Below are 19,290 nucleotides of genomic sequence, written 5' to 3' on the forward strand. Positions count from 1 at the left end.
AATTTCCTTATTATTGCATCTATACTTTTAATTTATACAGAACAAACCAAGATTGCAATGAATATTCATTACCGCAAGCTTTTACCCGGAGAAAGCAAAATCTATAGATCAATCAGACTGGAAAGCCTGAAAAAATTCCCTGAATCTTTCGGAGCCGATTATAATGAAGCATTAAAAACTGAAAAGTTCAGAATAGAATATGATATTGAGAATGAGTTGGCAGAAAGGTTTGTCGTGGGAGCTTTTAATGATGGCCAGTTAATTGGGATCTGCACTTTTGTTAAAGATGAATATGGCAGAGGAAATATTTACCAGATGTACGTTAAAGAAGAATATCAGGGTAACAATATAGGTTTAAATCTGATTCAGAAGGTTATAAAAGAAGCGTATAACCAGTTTAAGAACATTGAAATCTACCTTGAAGTTAAAAATGATAATTTTAAAGCATTTAAACTTTATGAAAAGGCAGGTTTTGTAGAAGTTGATAAGTCTGAACAGGACGAAATGGATTCAAATATAATGATGAAATATTCTCATTCATAACAATACCCGGGAAAGTACCCTAATCAGTCTTCTTTACTTTCTATGCGTCTTTCCAAAATAAATTCAATAAGTTTGCAGTAGTTTTCCAAAAAACCACACCATGCACGGAAACATTCTGATCATCGATGACGAGATCAAGCTCCTGAAATTATTAGGAATGATTCTTTCCCAAGAAGATTTTAACGTAAAAGAAGCCTCAACAGCACGTTCCGCAATGACAATGCTTGAGCAGCATGAATTCGATGTCGTTTTATGTGATGTCCGCCTTCCCGATGCTTTTGGGGTAGAGCTGGTAAGATCCATCAAAACCAAATATCCTCACCTTGAAATCATTCTGATGACTGCTTTCGGAAATATTACCGATGCTGTTCAGGCTATGAAAAATGGGGCGTATGATTATTTGGTAAAAGGAGACGATAACGAGAAAATCATTCCGCTGGTGTATAAAGCCCTGGAAAAAGTAAAAGACAATCGTTCCAAAATTGGTCAGAAAACCATCGTGTCAAAAGGATTCGGACAGATTATCGGAACTTCTCCTTTAATCCTTCAGTCTAAAAAGCTGGCTGAGAAAGTAGCTTTAACGGATGCTGCTGTTCTTCTTACCGGAGAAACAGGAACTGGAAAAGAAGTTTTCGCCAATGCCATTCACGAAGGAAGTGACAGAAAGAAAAACAATTTTGTAGCCATCAACTGTTCAGCATTCAGCAAAGAAATACTGGAGAGTGAGCTTTTCGGACACAAGCAGGGAGCATTTACAGGTGCTGTAAAAGATAAAAAAGGTCTGATAGAAGAAGCGAACGGAGGAACTTTATTTTTGGACGAAATAGGAGAGATGCCTATAGAACTTCAAGCCAAACTACTGCGTGTTCTCGAAACCGGAGAATTCATCAAAATGGGTGAGACCAAATTATCCAGGTCCGATTTCAGACTGATTGCCGCCACCAACAGAAACCTGGAAGACGAAATTAAGCAGGGCCAGTTCCGGGAAGATCTCTATTTCCGACTGAATGTTTTCGAAATCCATCTTCCGCCATTGCGTGAAAGAAAAGAAGATCTGAAAATGCTGGCCAAAAACTTCATCGATATGTTCTCCCGCAAACTTCACCTTTCAAATCTTCAGGTGAACCCTGATTACTATAAAACCCTTGAAAAAAACGACTGGAAAGGAAATATCCGCGAATTGAGAAATGCGGTAGAAAGAAGCCTTATTCTGATGGAAAACAACATCCTCGATGCGGAAAGTTTACCCCATTATTCAGATAAAATCATTCCTGAAAGCGACTCATTAAGCATGAGATCCCTTGAAAAAATTCATATCCAAAAAGTCCTTCAATACACAAAAGGCAATAAAGCCGAAGCTGCCAGACTGCTGGAAATCGGTATTGCAACGCTGTACCGTAAGCTGGAGGAGTATGGATGGAGGTAGACGGGTTCCGGGTTTCGGGGTTTGAGCGCCGGAGAGTTTTAGGGTTTGAGTGTTTTAGCGTTTCGGGATGCAGGGTCGGAGAGTTTGAGCGTCCGAGAGTTATAAAAATGAAATACGGACCAAAAGCCATGAATCCGGAAATATTGAATAAAAGACCAATATCTGGTGGCTGAGTCTCCCGAAGCCACCAGTGGTAATGTCTGAAATCTGAGGTCTGAGGTCTGGTATCTGAAATCTTGGCTCTTGGCTCTTGTTTCTTGAATCTTGAATTCACTCTTCACTTGCGAAGCAAAATTCACCCTTGACAGTTTCCGTCTGAAATCTGATGTCTCACATCTAACCCTTATCATTTCAATAAACGAACCTATCAAAATGATAGGCTTTCGTGTTTTGGTATGGTTGAGTTATTTTATTTAAATATTTGGTTATTAGTTGTTTGGGTGTTTTATTTTTGAAATGGACCTTCTTTTGGCCTATAGGATGTGAATAAAATATTTTAAAAATGACAATTTCAAGAAAAACGTTCAAAAAACGTGAGCACACCAGCTTCAGTCAGCTGGTAGTAGCGTATGTAGTTCTTACTCTTTTAATCCTAATGATTTCGATATGATGCTGATAAGTTTAATCCTGCTTTTTGCAGTGATGTTCTGGCTTCTTTACAAATCCGTTGAATTTTTTGATAAAATATAAAGCTATGTGGAGTTTATTTTTCCTTTCAATTCTGGCCTTTGTGTACATCTGCTATGTTTTGGTAAAACCTGAAAAATTTTAACCGGTCATGAATACAGAAATTTTAGGCGTTATTGCCATGTTTGTCATTACATTAGTTATTGGAATATTTCTTGGGAAATACATTGCTAATGTGTACGGGTACAAAAAGACCTTTTTGGATCCTGTTTTTGAACCTGTTGAAAAATTAATTTATAAAATATCAGGAATTAACCCGGCCCGTCAGATGACCTGGAAACAGAATATGTATGCCATGCTGACGATCAACCTGGTTTGGTTCGTTATAGGATTCCTGATCCTGATGACCCAGGCGTGGCTTCCTTTAAATCCAGACGGAAACCCGAATATGTCACCTGATCTCGCTTTTAATACAGCTATTTCCTTTTTGGTGAACTGTAACCTTCAGCATTATTCAGGAGAAACGGGAGTCAGTTATTTAAGCCAGCTTTATCTGATGTTCCTGCAGTTTGTGACCGCAGCTACCGGAATGGCGGCTATGGCTGTTCTTTTCAAAGCTTTTAAAGATAAAACAACTACAGAATTAGGGAATTTCTATGATTTTTTTACTAAATCTGTGATCAGAATACTCGTTCCGGTGAGTATCCTTGTTGCCATGATCCTTTCTGCCAACGGAAGCCCGATGACTTTCGAAGGGAAAGATCATATCACAACGCTGGAAGGACAGAAAATTGATGTTTCAAGAGGTCCTGTAGCCGCTTTTGTGGCAATCAAGCATTTGGGAACCAATGGAGGAGGTTTCTTCGGAGCCAACTCAGCACATCCGCTTGAGAATCCTAATTATGTAACGAATATGACTGAAATGGTCACTCAGATGATCATTCCGTTTGCATTGGTTTTTGCCTTGGGATTTTACCTGAAAAAGAGAAAACTGTCATGGGTAATATTTACCGTAATGACGGTTGGTTTTCTGGCCCTTGCCGTTCCAAATATTGTCAATGAAACAAACGGTAATCCACTGATCACACAAATGGGTGCCGACAGCAGTCTTGGAGCTATGGAAGGCAAAGAAATCCGTTTCGGAAGTGCATCTTCAGGATATTGGAGTATCGCAACGACAGTGATCTCAACAGGTTCCGTGAACTCAATGCATGACAGCACAATGCCGCTTTCCGGAATGAACGAACTGCTGGCCATGATGATCAACTGCTTCTACGGAGGCTGCGGTGTCGGAATTCTCAATTATTTCATCTTTATCATTCTCGCTGTATTCATCAGTGGTTTGATGGTAGGAAGGACGCCGGAATTCATGGGTAAAAAGATCGAAGCCAAAGAAATGAAAATCGCCATGATCGTTGCGCTGTTCCATCCGTTCTTAATATTGGTAGGAACTGCATTAACGGCTTATCTGCCGGAATTTGGAGCCAAAACATTGAATAATCCGGGCTTCCACGGGTTCAGTGAAATGTTGTACGAGTTTACTTCTTCTTCTGCGAACAACGGTTCCGGATTTGAAGGGCTTGGTGACAATACCCCATGGTGGAATATCTTAACAGGAATCGTGTTGCTGTTATCCAGATTTATTCCGATCATCGGACCGATAGCGATTGCAGGATTATTGGCACAGAAAAAATTCATCCCGGAAAGTTCAGGAACGCTAAAAACGGATACGGCCACTTTCGGCTTTATGACGCTGGCGGTGATCCTTCTTATTGCGGCGTTGTCTTTCTTCCCGGCCCTTACATTAGGACCTATTGCAGAACAGATCCAGTATTTCTCTAAATAAATATTAAAGATTAAAATCAATAGTCAACCATTAGGAAGATTGAAATATCAGGGAACCAGTCTAAACTCATCTAAACATTCACCTGAATATATTATCCATTTTCACTCCTTTTCGTTTTAATCTGTCTTAATGGTTACCGTTGATTACAATTATATAACTCTTTCAAAAAAATGAAAAATCAATCACAGACATTGTTTCAAAAAGATTTGGTGAACGAAGCGATCAAACAGTCCTTCGTCAAGCTGAATCCGAAAATCATGTTTAAAAATCCCGTGATGTTCCTGGTAGAAGTCGGAACGGTTGTGATGTTTATCGTAAGTCTTTTCAGTCTTACAGGAGATCAATCACAGGGGAGCTTTGCTTATAACTTTACCGTATTTATTATCTTATTTTTCACCGTTCTTTTCGCCAATTTTGCAGAAGCCATTGCAGAAGCCAGAGGAAAAGCACAGGCAGATACCCTCAGAAAAACCCGTGAAGAAACTCCCGCTAAAGTGGTGGTGGACAACAAACCCGGCTTTCAGGTAGAAACTGTTCTCAGGATGTCTGCCGAAATGAAACTGGGCGATATTTTCCTTTGTGAAACCGGGGATCAGATCCCTATGGACGGGGAGATTATTGAAGGACTTGCTACTATTGATGAATCGGCAATCACCGGAGAAAGTGCTCCTGTGATCCGTGAATCCGGTGGTGATAAAAGTTCTGTAACGGGAGGTACAAAGGTTCTTTCCGACAGAATAAAAGTAAAAGTGACAACCAAACCCGGAGAATCCTTTTTAGATAAAATGATTGCCCTTGTAGAAGGAGCGTCAAGACAGAAAACACCTAATGAAATCGCATTAACTATACTTTTGGCAGGATTTACCCTGACCTTTATTATCGTAACACTCACTTTAAAACCTTTTGCAAATTACGCGCAGACTCCCATTACCATTGCGGCATTTATATCACTTTTCGTTTGTTTGATTCCCACAACCATTGGAGGTCTGCTTTCTGCAATCGGGATTGCCGGAATGGACAGAGCTTTGAGAGCGAATGTAATTACTAAAAGTGGTAAAGCAGTAGAAACTGCCGGAGATATTGATGTACTGCTGCTTGATAAAACAGGAACCATTACCATCGGAAATCGTAAAGCGACGGAATTTCACCCTGCTGACGGAATCAGATTGTCAGATTTCATTAAGGCTTCTGCCTTAAGTTCTGTGGCAGATGAAACACCGGAAGGAAAATCCATCATAGAATTAAGCCAGCTGAAATCAGAAGATCTTCTTGTTCCCAACCCGGTCTATATAGATTTCTCAGCGGAAACAAGAACCTCAGGGATTGATTTTGAAGACACAAGGATCAGAAAAGGAGCGTATGACACGATAAAAAAACTGACTGAAAAAGCCGGGAATATCTTCCCGAAAGAAACCCAGGATGCCGTTACCAAAATTTCCGAAAACGGGGGAACGCCTCTTGTGGTAAGCGTTAATGAAAAAGTCTGGGGCGTCATCGAACTTCAGGATATTATTAAAACAGGAATTCAGGAACGTTTCCAGAGACTGAGAAAAATGGGGGTGAAAACGGTGATGGTAACCGGAGATAATCCTCTGACCGCAAAATTCATTGCTGAAAAAGCAGGCGTAGATGATTTCATTGCCGAAGCTAAGCCCGAAGACAAAATGAACTACATCAAAAAAGAACAGCAGGAAGGCAAGCTGGTTGCCATGATGGGAGACGGAACGAATGACGCTCCGGCCCTAGCTCAGGCTGATGTGGGGGTAGCGATGAACAGCGGAACACAGGCTGCAAAAGAAGCCGGTAATATGGTGGACCTTGACAATGACCCTACGAAACTGATCGAGATTGTAGAGATCGGAAAACAGTTGCTAATGACCCGTGGAACACTGACGACTTTCAGTATTGCGAATGACGTTGCTAAATATTTTGCCATTATTCCGGCATTATTTATCACTTTCATTCCTTCGCTTCAGAAATTGAATATTATGAATCTTCACAGCCCGGAAACAGCGATATTATCAGCCGTTATTTTCAATGCCGTGATCATTCCTTTCCTTATTCCATTAGCGTTAAAAGGTGTAGCTTATAAACCTATTGGTGCCAGTGCACTGCTAAGAAGAAACCTTTTAATCTATGGTTTGGGTGGTGTTATTGTTCCATTCATTGGCATCAAAATCATCGATTTAGTGATCAGTTTATTCTATTAAAATTTAAAAAATGAAAAATCATATTGTTGCAGCATTCAGACTGACTATTGTAATGCTGGCTGTCGTAGGAATTTATCTGCTTATCGTATATGGAGGCTCAAAAATATTGCCTACGAAGGGAAATGCAGAGATCATTACCCGGAACGGACAGAAGTTTTACGCGAATATCGGGCAGGAATTCAAATCTGAAAAATATTTTCACGGACGTCCATCATCTGTTAATTATAATGCAGCAGGAAGCGGTGGAAGCAATAAAGGTCCAAGTAACGACGAATATCTGGAAACCGTCCAAAAAAGAATAGACACTTTAAAAATGGGACATCCGGGAATGGGAAATGCAAAAATTCCTGTAGAACTGGTTACAGCCAGTGGAAGCGGCTTGGATCCTGATATTTCTGAAGAAGGAGCCTTGTATCAGGTAAAGAAAATTGCAGAAGTAAGAAATCTTTCGGAGGAAAAAGTAAAAGATTTAGTGAAAAATCAGACAGAGAAACCGTTTTTAGGACTTTTAGGACCATCAAAAGTAAATGTGCTGAAACTTAATATTGCTTTGGATCAATTAAAATAATAAACTTTATTTTCTTTTGTCTTGAAACAAAAGAAACAAAAATTCAAGACTTGGAAATTCCGGCTAAAAATAAATGATGTTCTCTAAAAATTCTAAACTCGTGCGGGAAGATTATTTATCATTGGGTTATATTTTTTCCCGCACTCAAACACAAGAATTTTTTTAACGTTCACATCAATTATTTTTTTTAACGCCTCCATTTCCCAGGTCAGAACAAGATACAATTTTAGAACTTTTATGAAAAAATATAGTATTCTAGGAATTATACTGGGGATCTTTTTCCCAAAAGCACAATCATCAGATTCATTAAAAACAGAAAATAAAGTGACTTTTTCTGCCTATGCAGAACTTTTCTACACCTATGATTTTAATGAACCTGCCAATCATCTCCGTCAGAATTTTTTATATTCCTACAACAGACATAATGAGCTTAATCTGAATTTAGGCTTGGTAAAAGCAAATTATCAGAGTGAAAACCTTCGTGCCAACGTAGCTTTAATGGCCGGAACGTATGCGCAGGACAATATGGCTGCCGAGCAGGATGCATTGCGATACGTCAACGAAGCAAATATTGGGATTAAGATTTCAAGAAACAAAAATTTGTGGATTGATGCCGGGATTATGCCTTCCCACATCGGTTGGGAAAGTGCTATAGGAAAAGATAATATCAATCTGACCAGAAGTTTTGCGGCTGAAAATTCTCCTTATTTTGAAACGGGAGCAAAGGTTTCTTATACTTCAGACAACGGAAAATGGTTTTTAAGTGGCCTTGTACTTAATGGTTGGCAGCGTATTGCAAAACCGGAAGGAAACCAAAGCATTTCTTTCGGACACCAGGTGATCTACAAACCGACAGATAAAATTACACTGAACAGCAGTTCTTTCATCGGAAACGACAAATCGAAAGCTGAAAAAAGAATGCGGTATTTCCATGATCTTTACGGGAATTTTCAGTTGACAGACCAATTCTCAGCTTTGCTTGGGTTCGATATTGGGGCAGAGCAGAAAGAGAAAGGAAGCAGCAGTTATAACATCTGGTACACTCCAAATGTGTTAATGAAATACCAGCTGGACAGCAAGTGGGCCCTGGCAGGAAGAGTTGAATATTACAACGATAAAAACGGTGTCATCATCAGCACTAAAACGCCTAATGGTTTCCAAACCTTCGGATATTCCCTGAATGTGGATTATGCCATTCTTAAAAACGTGGTTTTCCGTACAGAAGCCAGAGGATTTACCTCTAAAGATGCCATTTTCGTGAAGAATGGTGAGATGAAGCAGGGAAATTTCTTTATCACAACAAGTTTGGCTGCCTGGTTTTAGAAAGTAAAAAAATAATTAATCACAAAAGTCACAAAAGCTTTTAACACTTAATTTATATACTGAATTCCGGGCATAAACAGCTGTGAAAATCTGTGCCATCTGTGGTGAGAAGAACAACCACAAAAGTCACAAAAGATTATAACATTTAAGTTATTTGAAGTTAAATGTTTTGTGAATAAGAGATCATATAAGTTTTTAAAAAATCAAAGGTTTCTTATACTGATGAATAATAATTATGAGCCGCTAAAAATTCCCCTCCCTTGGAGGGGTGGCGAAAATTCAAAGAATTTTTGACGGGGTGGTTCAAGAAAAAATATCCAGAATAGCCGTAACTTACTTATGCCTTGCAAGGTATTCAAAAACAAAAAACTTTTGTGCCTTTTGTGTTTTAGAAATTAATTAAGCAAAAAATCAATGTCATCAGCAAAACATTTTTTAGAATTGATCCAGAAATCCCGGAAAGGAAAATTCAAGATCTATATCGGGATGAGCGCAGGCGTGGGGAAAAACTTTCCGGATGCTTCAGGAGGCACAATCTCTTCTGCGTAACGGCATTGACGTAAAGATTGGATATATAGAAACCCACAACCGGGAAGAAACCGTAGCCCTTACCAATGGAATTCCCGAAATACCAAGACGATCCGTTTTTTATAAAGGTAAAAATCTGGAAGAAATGGATCTTCAGACCATCATCAATGAACATCCGGAGGTCGTTCTCGTGGATGAATTAGCGCATACCAATGTAGAAGGTTCAAAAAATAAAAAAAGATGGCAGGATGTACTGGAAATCCTTGATAGCGGAATCAATGTCATCAGTGCCATGAATATCCAGCATATCGAAAGCTTAAATGAAGAAGTGAAAAATATTACAGGAATAGAAGTGACAGAACGTGTTCCGGATAAAATTTTAAGTCTTGCTGATGAGGTAGTCAATATAGACCTTACCGCAGATGAACTGCTGACCCGTCTGAAAGAAGGAAAAATTTATAAAAAAGAGAAGATCCAGACCGCGCTTACCAATTTTTTTCAAAGCGGACATATTTTGCAACTCAGGGAGCTTGCCTTAAAAGAAGTGGCTGCCCATGTAGAAAGAAAGGTGGAAACGGAAATCAAAACAGAGAATTTTAAACCGATAAAATTTCTGGCGTGCATCAGCAGTAATGAAAAGATTGCTAAGAACATCATTCGGAAAACAGCCCGTTTGGCAAGTTATTACAACAGTCAGTGGACGGTCTTGTATGTTCAAAAGCCATCAGAAAATCCTGAAAAAATAGCCCTCGACAAACAACGGTATTTGATTAATAATTTTAATTTAGCACAGGAATTGGGAGCGAAAGTGGTCCGCGTAAAAGAAAGCAGTGTTCACAATGGAATTTTGGAGTATGTAATTACCCATAATATCACGACAGTATGCATCGGAAAGCCTCATGCAAAGCTCTGGCAGCGCCTTTCCGGCTATAGCTGGATCTACACACTGATGAACAGACTGAATGAAAAGCAGATAGATATTATTATTTTATCTTAGAAGTAATGAAACTTAAAACAAAACTCACCTTAGGCGTAGGTCTTTTATTTTTACTGATCGTTCTCTTGTCAGTGATCGGATCGGTGTATATCAATAAGCTGAAATCCGACACTGAAAAGATTTTGACCGCCAATTATAACAGTCTGGAGTTTTCCAAGAATATGCTTCTGGCATTGGACAAAATAAGCATCGACAGTGCTGTTGCAGTAAATGATTTTCAGAAAAATAATAAGCTGCAGGAGAAAAATCTTACCGAATTTGGAGAAAAAGAAGCCACTCAAAGCCTGAACCTTCATTTCAACAGCTATCTGAAACAGCCTTCTCCAGAAAAGGAGAAGCTTATCCGTGAAGACCTGGCCAAGATCATGTCCCTGAATATGAAAGGTATTGAGAGGAAAAGTGATATTGCCATCATTACTGCTGAAAATGCGACTTTCTGGATTGTAAGTCTGGGAACCGTATGTTTCCTGATCGCTTTTATTTTACTTTTTAACCTGCCGCAGACCATTGCGGAACCTATCAATCAGCTAACCTTCAGTATCAGGCAGATTGCCGCTAAAAATTACAATGAAAGAGTTCATTTTAAAGGCAGTGAAGAATTTAACAGCCTGGCGGATTCCTTTAATACCATGGCAGAAAAGCTTCAGGAATACGAAAGCAGCAGCCTTTCCAAACAATTGATGGATAAAAAAAGGATTGAAACGCTGGTGAATAATATGCATGATGCAGTGATCGGATTAGACGAAAATCACTTTATCTACATGATCAATGATGAAGCTCTGAAGATCACCAGTCTTCATAAAGAAGAAATTATCGGCAAAACAGCTCATGAAGTAGCGGTTAATAACGATCTGATGCGTGAACTACTTAAAAATATTGATCATCCGGTAAAAGAGCCGATCAAGATTGTGTGTGATCATAAAGAAAATTATTTTGAACAGGATATTGTTCCTATTAATATTGTAAAAACCGGTGAAAAGGAAATGAAATATATTGGAAAGGTGATCCTTTTAAGGAATATTACGCCTTTCAAGGAGCTTGATTTTGCTAAAACCAATTTCATTGCTACCATTTCCCATGAACTGAAAACCCCGATATCCGCTATAAAAATGGGCGTACAGCTGCTCGGAAACCAAAAATTTGGAGCGCTGAATGACCAGCAGAAAGAACTGCTAAAAAGTATCAATGATGATGGCCAAAGGCTATTGAATATCACCGGAGAACTGCTGAATCTCTCTCAGGTAGAAACCGGAAATATTAGCCTTACCGTGGAAAAATGTTCACCTAAAGAAGTGGTGCAGACTGCCGTTAAAAATGTTGAAAAATTGGCTGAACAGAAAAATATTCTGATCAATACCGAATATTTGATTGACGACAATGATTTCATTACTGCCGATTTCGATAAAACAGTCTGGGTAATGAATAATTTCCTCACCAATGCGGTAAAGCATTCTTTCCAGGACGAAAATATTAGTATTAGGATAGAAAAAACGGACTCAATGATTCAGTTCAGTATTGCCGATACGGGAAGCGGTATTGATGAAAAGTACCACCGCCAGATTTTTGACCGTTATTTCCAGGTGCCGGGAGAACAGCAGAACGGTACTGGGCTGGGTCTTGCCATCTCTAAGAATTTTATAGAAAAGCAAAACGGCGAAATAGGAGTGAAGAGTGCTCCCAATCAGGGAAGTACTTTTTATTTCAGGCTGCCGGTGGTTTAAACAGGTTATAAACAAATCGAAAAAGTGAAAATCCTTACCGGAGAAGCTTATATTGATTATTTCAAAGATAAATCACAGATCAGAATCATTCAGTCTAAAACTGCACAGGATAATTATATAATTATTGTTTTTAAAATAACAAAAAGGGCTGCGAAAAAATTTTCACAGCCCTGCAGATATAGATAAGATTATTAGTTTAAATTTTGATAAACTTCTGAACCATCGTTTTGTCTTTGGTAAACAGTTTAATAATATAATTTCCTTTCGCCAGTTCAGAAACATTTATAGTATTACCTTTTACACTTGTCGTGATCAAAATTCTTCCTGCAGCATCATACACCTCGGCTTTCACAATTTCATCATTGGATTTGATGTAAAGAACATCCTGTACCGGATTCGGGTAAATACTTACATTTTCTTTGCCTGTTTTGATTTCTGCTGTAGCCAATACGCCACGAACAGTAGTGGTATAAGTATTTGTGATAATTGGTGCATTATAATCAAAATAGATGTTTGCGGTATTACTGAACACATCACCTATGGTCAAAGTAGATTTTGTTTTGATCTTGAAAGAAATATATCCGTCATTGTTGGCATCATCAAACGGAAGCTGTATATTTTCGAAAATAAATTCGACCTTGTTCGTTCCGGTCATTCTTGTTATAAAACTGTGGCTTCCACTTAATGGAATCAAGGTAGAAATGTCAAATTTCTCAGCATCTATCTCATCTTTTATAACAATATTCCTTGCATTGGCCGTACCGTTATTTTCAAACCGGATAAGGTAATGAATGTAATCTCCCACTTGGCCCTGTGCGATCATTGTGCCTTCAAGACAGGTTTTATCATTCGGGTCCAGAGAATTTATCACTGTTTGGTTCAGGGTAAAGATATTATCGGCTGGTGTATCATCAGGAGACCCATTGATCTGGGCAGTATAATGCAGAATATCACCATCGTTTACAGGTGGGATATCGGTCGGAGTATTCAATTCAAACTTAGCTTTGATCTCTCTTGTTTCAAATGGAAGAAGGTTGGTGAAATTCCAGCTTAAAACGCCCGTTGATTGTGAAGAAGGAGATGTTGAAGCATTAATAAAATCCATTAAACTATCATTAAAATTAAATACAACTGTTCCGGACTGCATGGTTGTGCCCTTATTTTTGAAAACGATTTTATAATCTGAATTAAACCCTGGTACCGCAGAATTCAACGGAATGATTACCATTTCAAGATCAGGATGTGAACCATTGCTTGATATACAGAAATTCCCGATTAAAGGGCTTGCCTGTGCCGGGAAATTGGCTGTTGAAGATGTTGGTGAAATACTGAAGTAGGCTGGGTTTTCAAGAACTGGCGTCAGAGTATGCAATCCAGCCGGTACCGGAATAGAGTAGTCCCCGGAGTGATCCCCAATAATACTTCCGGTAGTTCCGCCTCCGGCAATATTAAATTTCTGGAATGCTTTATTTAAATCTGCCGGATCGCAGCCGTTTCCATTAATATCAAATTTCGTATGGCCTTTGATAGTATAAAAAGTACCGCCAGGAGTGAATGAACAATAAGAATTCACCGTTACATTATTATATCCGTATGTCGCATTTTGGCTGATGATACTATTTATTTCTGAATCATCACAACAAATATAGCTTAAATTGGGGTTGTTTTGATAATTTCCAATCGTGAGTCTGCCGTTTTTTATGAACAGACTCTGTAAATTATTATTAGGAACATTGATTGAATTCAGGATAGTATTATGGCTTATATCAAGAGAAGTAAGTTGGTTGTTATTCAGAAAAAGCGTCTGTAGTAAAGGAACAGCCGAGAGATCAATGGTGGTGAGCTGATTGTTGAACATTCTCAGATAATTTAAGATCGGACTTTGACTTAAATTGATGGTAGACAGATTATTGTAACTGGTTTCAAGTGATTTTAATTTAGGCGTATTCTGAAGATTGATCGATGTCAGCTGATTGCTTGAACATACCAGGTCTTCAAGTTTCGTTAAGTTACTGACATCGAGATTTGTAAGAGAGTTTCCGGAAATATTAAATCGATAGAGTTCTGATAGTGAACTTACATCAATATTGGATATTTCATTAAAACTACAGAGCAAAAATTTCATTGTTGTACTTCCTGAATAATTAATAGACTGAACTTTTCCTCCGGTACAGGTTAGGATATTCATTTTCGGAAGATTGGAAATATCAAGATTAACAATGTTGGCATTTGATACATTAATATTTTCCAGTAATGGACAGCCTGTAAAATTAGCCGCAGACATATTGGTGTTGTTTTCAAAGCTTACCAGTCTGATTTTCAGCATGCCGCTAATGTCAACAGACAGAATGTTTGGGGAGTCTGATACATCCAGATATTCCAGATTGATAAATGATTTTACACCTTCTATGGAGGAAATCTGATAAGGGCTGGCATTTGAGCTGTAAATCTTAATGCTCCGGATATTGGCAGCTTCGGAAAGCTGTATTTCGCCATCATTATTGGTATCTATATTTACCCATTGTCCGGCAAGGTTCTGTGTAATTTCATTGCTCGCATTTCCAGAAAGCAGATTAGTCTTAAAAACCGGATCCGGAATGTTGACAATCTGTGCTATGACAGATAAGTGTGCCAGAAATAGCACAAAAAAGTAGAGTTTTTTCATAGTTACGTGATATTTGTTTTTATAAATATATAAAAAATTATATTACGAAAAATAATTACTTTTTAGTTTTTAATTAATTATATAATGTTGTTTTTGTTGGTTTTTATTTAATTATATTCTTTGAATTAATTATTTGTGTTAATTTTATTTTAAATATTTTTCTTTGATTATTGAGTAAATAAAGGATTTTGAGAGGGTGAATAGGAGCGGGCTTTAGCCCGCTTGATGATAAAGTCAATGTAATCGGCTTTAGCCAAAAACTACTCTTTCACGTGGAATGGTTTACAAACAGATTGATTTCCTACAAAAAAAGCTGTGAGAATCTCACAGCTTTTAAAGTATAATAAGGTCAATTATTTTTATGCTTTAATAAATTTAAGCGTCAGTGTTTTGTTTTTTGTAGAAACTTTGATGATGTAATTTCCTTTCGCCAAATCAGAAACATTCACAGCATTGTTTTTTACTCCGGTCGTATTCAAGAGTCTTCCGGCTGCATCGTAAATTTCAGCTTTAATGATTTCATCCTTTGATTGGATATAAAGAATATCTTTTACAGGATTAGGATAAATATTGAAATCATTTTTACTGGTATTCATTTCAGATGTTGCCAGTACGGTTTGTACTGAAGTGGTATACGTATTGGTGACGATCGGAGCATTATAGTCAAAATAAATTCTGGCTGTATTGCTGAAGCTGTTTCCAGCTGCTAAAGTAGATTTCGTCTTTATTTTGAATGAAATATAGCCATCGTTGTTGGCATCATCAAAAGGAAGCTGAATGTTTTCAAAAATAAATTCTGCCGTATTGGTTCCCGAAATTTTGGTAACAAAGCTATGACTTCCGCTTAATGGAATCAACGTAGATAAATCAAATTTGGATGTATCAATATCATCTTTTACAACAATATTTTTTGCATTGGCAGTACCGTTGTTTTCGAATCTGATCAGATAATGAACATAATCTCCAACCTGAGCCTGTGCAATGGATACGCCTTCCAGACAGGTTTTATCATTCGGATCAAAAGAATTTACAACCGTTTGATTCAAGGTAAACGTGTTATCTGCAGGAGTTTCATCCACAACCCCGTTGATCTGGGTTGTGTAGTGAAGCACATCACCCATATTTAATGAAGGGTTCTGCGTTGATGTATTCAAAGTAAACTTAGCTTTGATTTCTCTCGATTCAAAAGGAAGAAGATTCGTGAAATTCCAGTTTAAAACTCCCGTAGATTGAGAATTGGGAACTGTAGTTGCACTTACAAAATTCATCAGGTCATCATTGAAACTGAATACCACATTTCCTGACTGCGCTCCAGTTCCTTTATTTTTGAAAACAATTTTATAATCTGCATCAAACCCCGGAACAGCAATATCTGTCGGGATGATTACAATCTCAAGATCCGGATGATTGCCATTGGCTGTCATACAGAAATTCTGTGTTAGCGGACTTGTTTGCGCAGGAAAATTAGCAGTTAAACTTGTTGGCGAGATATTAAAATAAGTCGGATTTTCAAGAACCGGGCTGATGGTATGGGCTCCGGCTTGTACTGGAATTGAGTAATTTCCTGAACTGTTAGCCGTTATACTTCCTGAAATACTTCCGCTGGTAATATTGAATTTTTGGAATGCCTTGTTGAGATCATTCACATCACAACCATTACTGTTACTGTCAAATTTTGTGTTTCCTGAGATCGTATAAAAAGTTCCACCCGGAGTAAACGAACAGTATGAATTCACAACACATGAAGTGGTAGAAGTCAGTAAAGCATTGACGTTGGAAATTTCGGAATCATCTGCACAGATATATACAAGATTGGGTGTGCTTGAAAAAGTAGAATTATTATTTTGTGTAAAGTTATTGATGCCGTTTTTAATAAACAACGACTTAAGATTAGGATTCACGTCACAGCCAAAAGTTTTCAAATCTGTATTCTGGGATAAATCGATACTTATAAACTTGTTGTAAGTACAGTTCAGTGTTTCAAGTTTTGGAAAAGAACTGAAATTGAGTGTTATAAATTGATTACCTGCAATACTCAGAAATTTTAGATTAGGTGTCTGTCCTAAAGGCAGGGTTTGCAGCTTATTGGACGTTAAAGCCAGGTTGCTGAGATTCGTATTATTATTTAAAGATAAATTAGCAAGTTGACACTGCGTCATATCCACTTCATATAAATTGGTCAGCCCCGATAGATCAATGGACGGTATATTGCTGAAAAAGATATCCAGATCATATAACTGGCTGCAACCCTGAAGATTTACGGATGATAAAACATAGCATCTGCTGAGATCAAGTTTATACAAGGCTGTACTATTACTCAGGTCGATAGTCTGTAATAAAGGGAAACTATCAATATAAAGGTCCGTAAGATTGGTGAAACTTTTTATACCCGATATTGAAACTACATTATTAAAATTGGAGGAATAATTGGGCATATCATATAAATCAAAACGTAGTTTACTGATATTGGCAGCTTCAGATAATTGAATTTCGCCATCATGGTTGGTGTCAATAATCGTATTATTACCAATGAGGTCTTTGGCCAGATAAGGCATATTAGCGACCAGTAAGCTTTTAAAATTCGCATCAGGAATATTCACAATCTGTGCCTGAAATAAAGAAAGGATCATTATACAAATGATGAAGTAGATTTTTTTCATGGATTAATCTTATTAGTTTATTATTCTTTTCTTAGTGAAAAAGAACAAAAATAAACCATTGAAATCTAATCTCAATGGTTTAATTGTAATTTGTTAAAGATTTTACTGTTTCTCTATCAGATTCAAAAATTCCTGTTCATCCAGAATTGTAATTGTACCGATATCCTGAGCCTTTTTAAGCTTGCTTCCGGCCTTTTCACCGACTACAAGAAAGTTAAGGTTTTTAGATACAGCAGATATATTTTTTCCACCGTGCTTTTCTACCATTTCCTCAGCAGATTCTCTTGTAAACAAAGATAATTTTCCAGTGAAGAGGAATGTCTTTCCTTCCAGAACATTGGACAAAACTTCATTTGTACTTTCGCCCTTTTCAAGCTGTACACCGTAGGACTTTAATCTTTCAATCATCAGGATATTTTCTGGATTGTTGAAGAATTCCACGATGCTTACAGCGATCTTAGCTCCAATATCTTCCACCTGGCAAAGCTCTTCCACAGTAGCAGCCTTCAGTTCATCAATCGTAGCAAAGTTTTTTACCAGCTTTTTAGCAACTGTTTCCCCAACGTGTTTTATTCCGATTCCGTAAAGAACCTTTTCAAACGGAATTTCTTTTGATTTTTCAATCCCTGAGATAATATTCTGTGCAGATTTCTCTGCCATTCTTTCCAGGGGAAGGATCTGTTCCTTCGTTAATGCATAAAAATCTGCGGGATTTTCAATTAATTTTTCCCTGTAAAGCTGTTCGATCGTTTCACTTCCCAGATTATCTATATTCAACGCCTTTCTGGAAACATAGTGGATCATTCTACCCACCACCTGAGGCGGACAGTGAAGTTCATTCGGACAGAAGTGGATGGCCTGATCAATGATTTTCACCAATTCAGTCCCACATTCAGGACAGTTTTTTATATATTCAATTTCCTTGCTTTCTGAAGTTCTTTTTTCTGTGTTTACGCCAACGATTTTAGGAATAATTTCACCACCTTTTTCTACATATACAAAGTCATGCTCATGCAGATCAAGCTTCTTAATAATATCCTCATTATGAAGAGAAGCTCTTTTAACGATGGTTCCCGCCAGTAAAACAGGTTTTAAATTAGCTACCGGAGTGATTGCTCCTGTTCTTCCCACCTGGTAAGACACACTCTGAAGTTCCGTTTCTACTTTTTCAGCTTTAAATTTATAAGCCATTGCCCATCGCGGAGATTTTGCGGTGTAGCCAAGCTGTCTCTGCTGCTGTAAAGAATTCACTTTAAGAACAATTCCGTCTATTTCAAAAGGAAGATTGTGCCGTTCCGTATCCCAGAAACTGATAAATTCCTTCACCTCATCCAGCGTTTTGCAGAGTTTTGCCTGCTGAGACGTCTTAAAGCCCCAGCTTTGAGCTTTCTGAAGCAGTTCCCAGTGAGTTTCTGCAGGTGTTTCCTCAGAAATGTACTGGTATAATACAGAAGACAGGCTTCGTTTTCTCACCTCGCCGCTGTCCTGCATTTTTAAACTTCCGCTGGCTGTGTTTCTTGGATTCATAAAAGGATCCAGGCCTTCCTCTCCACGCAGTTTATTGATCTTGTCGAAGTTTTTTCTCGTCAGATAAATTTCACCTCTCATAAAAAAATGAGCAGGAAAATCACCTTTCAGCGTGAGCGGAATATCCGAAATTGTACGGACATTTGCCGTAATTTCGTCTCCCTGAAAACCATCGCCACGGGTGACAGCCTGAACCAGTTTTCCGTTTTCATACAGAATAGAGATAGAAGCACCGTCATACTTTAGCTCTGCCACAAATTCCACCGGATCATTGATGGTTTTAATGATTCTTTTTTCCCAATCTTCAAGATCATCAGAATCGTAAGAATTATCCAAAGAGTACATTCTGAATTTATGTTGAATGGTGGGGAACACCTTAGTGATTCCGCCTCCTACACGAACTGTAGGTGAGTTTTCATCATAAAATTCCGGGTGTTTTGCTTCCAGATCCCGAAGCTCTTCCAGCAGCATATCAAACTCATAATCAGAGACTGTAGCCGCATCCAGAAGGTAATAATTTTCATTATGCTGATGGAGCTCTTTGCGTAGCTGTTCTATTTTTTGCTGTATGTTTTCAGACATTGCTTTCTATCTTTTGAGCAAAAATAGCTAAACTAATCTCACTAAAAAATAGCAGATTTAAATATTA

The 19,290-nt window shown here is 38.0% G+C and carries 11 protein-coding genes and 1 pseudogene; 9 read left to right on the forward strand and 3 right to left on the reverse strand.

Annotated elements, in window-relative coordinates:
• Window positions 1–57: 57 nt before the first annotated feature.
• From QF044_RS01905 to QF044_RS01945, 9 genes and pseudogenes are all read left to right on the forward strand, one after another.
• Entirely contained in the window at window positions 58–543 is a 486-nt protein-coding gene (locus tag QF044_RS01905) for a GNAT family N-acetyltransferase (protein WP_307262995.1), read from the forward strand.
• A gap of 100 nt (window positions 544–643) precedes the next feature.
• Window positions 644–1,969, forward strand: coding sequence for a sigma-54 dependent transcriptional regulator (locus QF044_RS01910; RefSeq protein ID WP_307262997.1), 1,326 nt, complete (start codon window positions 644–646; stop codon window positions 1,967–1,969).
• A gap of 778 nt (window positions 1,970–2,747) precedes the next feature.
• A complete protein-coding gene (gene kdpA, locus QF044_RS01915) occupies window positions 2,748–4,442 on the forward strand; it encodes a potassium-transporting ATPase subunit KdpA (protein ID WP_307262998.1) in 1,695 nt (564 codons plus the stop codon).
• Window positions 4,443–4,612: 170 nt separating this feature from the next.
• Window positions 4,613–6,652, forward strand: a complete 2,040-nt coding sequence (gene kdpB / locus QF044_RS01920) for a potassium-transporting ATPase subunit KdpB (protein WP_307263001.1) — start codon at window positions 4,613–4,615, stop codon at window positions 6,650–6,652.
• Window positions 6,653–6,662: 10 nt separating this feature from the next.
• Window positions 6,663–7,220, forward strand: coding sequence for a K(+)-transporting ATPase subunit C (gene kdpC, locus QF044_RS01925; protein ID WP_307263003.1), 558 nt, complete (start codon window positions 6,663–6,665; stop codon window positions 7,218–7,220).
• 237 nt (window positions 7,221–7,457) lie between these two features.
• On the forward strand, window positions 7,458–8,543 hold the full coding sequence (locus QF044_RS01930; RefSeq protein WP_307263005.1) for a porin: 1,086 nt from the start codon (window positions 7,458–7,460) through the stop codon (window positions 8,541–8,543).
• 414 nt (window positions 8,544–8,957) lie between these two features.
• Window positions 8,958–10,068, forward strand: a pseudogene (locus QF044_RS01935) (sensor protein KdpD).
• A gap of 5 nt (window positions 10,069–10,073) precedes the next feature.
• Window positions 10,074–11,789 (forward strand): ATP-binding protein, encoded by a 1,716-nt coding sequence (locus tag QF044_RS01940; protein WP_307263007.1) that lies wholly within the window; start codon window positions 10,074–10,076, stop codon window positions 11,787–11,789.
• Between the two features lie 24 nt (window positions 11,790–11,813).
• Window positions 11,814–11,975, forward strand: coding sequence for a hypothetical protein (locus QF044_RS01945; protein WP_307263009.1), 162 nt, complete (start codon window positions 11,814–11,816; stop codon window positions 11,973–11,975).
• Between the two features lie 10 nt (window positions 11,976–11,985).
• On the opposite strand, the gene QF044_RS01950 is transcribed toward QF044_RS01945, so the two are convergent.
• From QF044_RS01950 to ligA, 3 genes are all read right to left on the reverse strand, one after another.
• A complete protein-coding gene (locus QF044_RS01950; RefSeq protein ID WP_307263012.1) occupies window positions 11,986–14,454 on the reverse strand; it encodes a T9SS type A sorting domain-containing protein in 2,469 nt (822 codons plus the stop codon).
• 359 nt (window positions 14,455–14,813) lie between these two features.
• A complete protein-coding gene (locus QF044_RS01955; RefSeq protein WP_307263014.1) occupies window positions 14,814–17,114 on the reverse strand; it encodes a T9SS type A sorting domain-containing protein in 2,301 nt (766 codons plus the stop codon).
• 102 nt (window positions 17,115–17,216) lie between these two features.
• Window positions 17,217–19,223, reverse strand: a complete 2,007-nt coding sequence (gene ligA, locus QF044_RS01960; RefSeq protein ID WP_307263017.1) for an NAD-dependent DNA ligase LigA — start codon at window positions 19,221–19,223, stop codon at window positions 17,217–17,219.
• Window positions 19,224–19,290: the final 67 nt, after the last annotated feature.

The organism is Chryseobacterium sp. W4I1, from assembly GCF_030816115.1.
Lineage (GTDB): Bacteria > Bacteroidota > Bacteroidia > Flavobacteriales > Weeksellaceae > Chryseobacterium.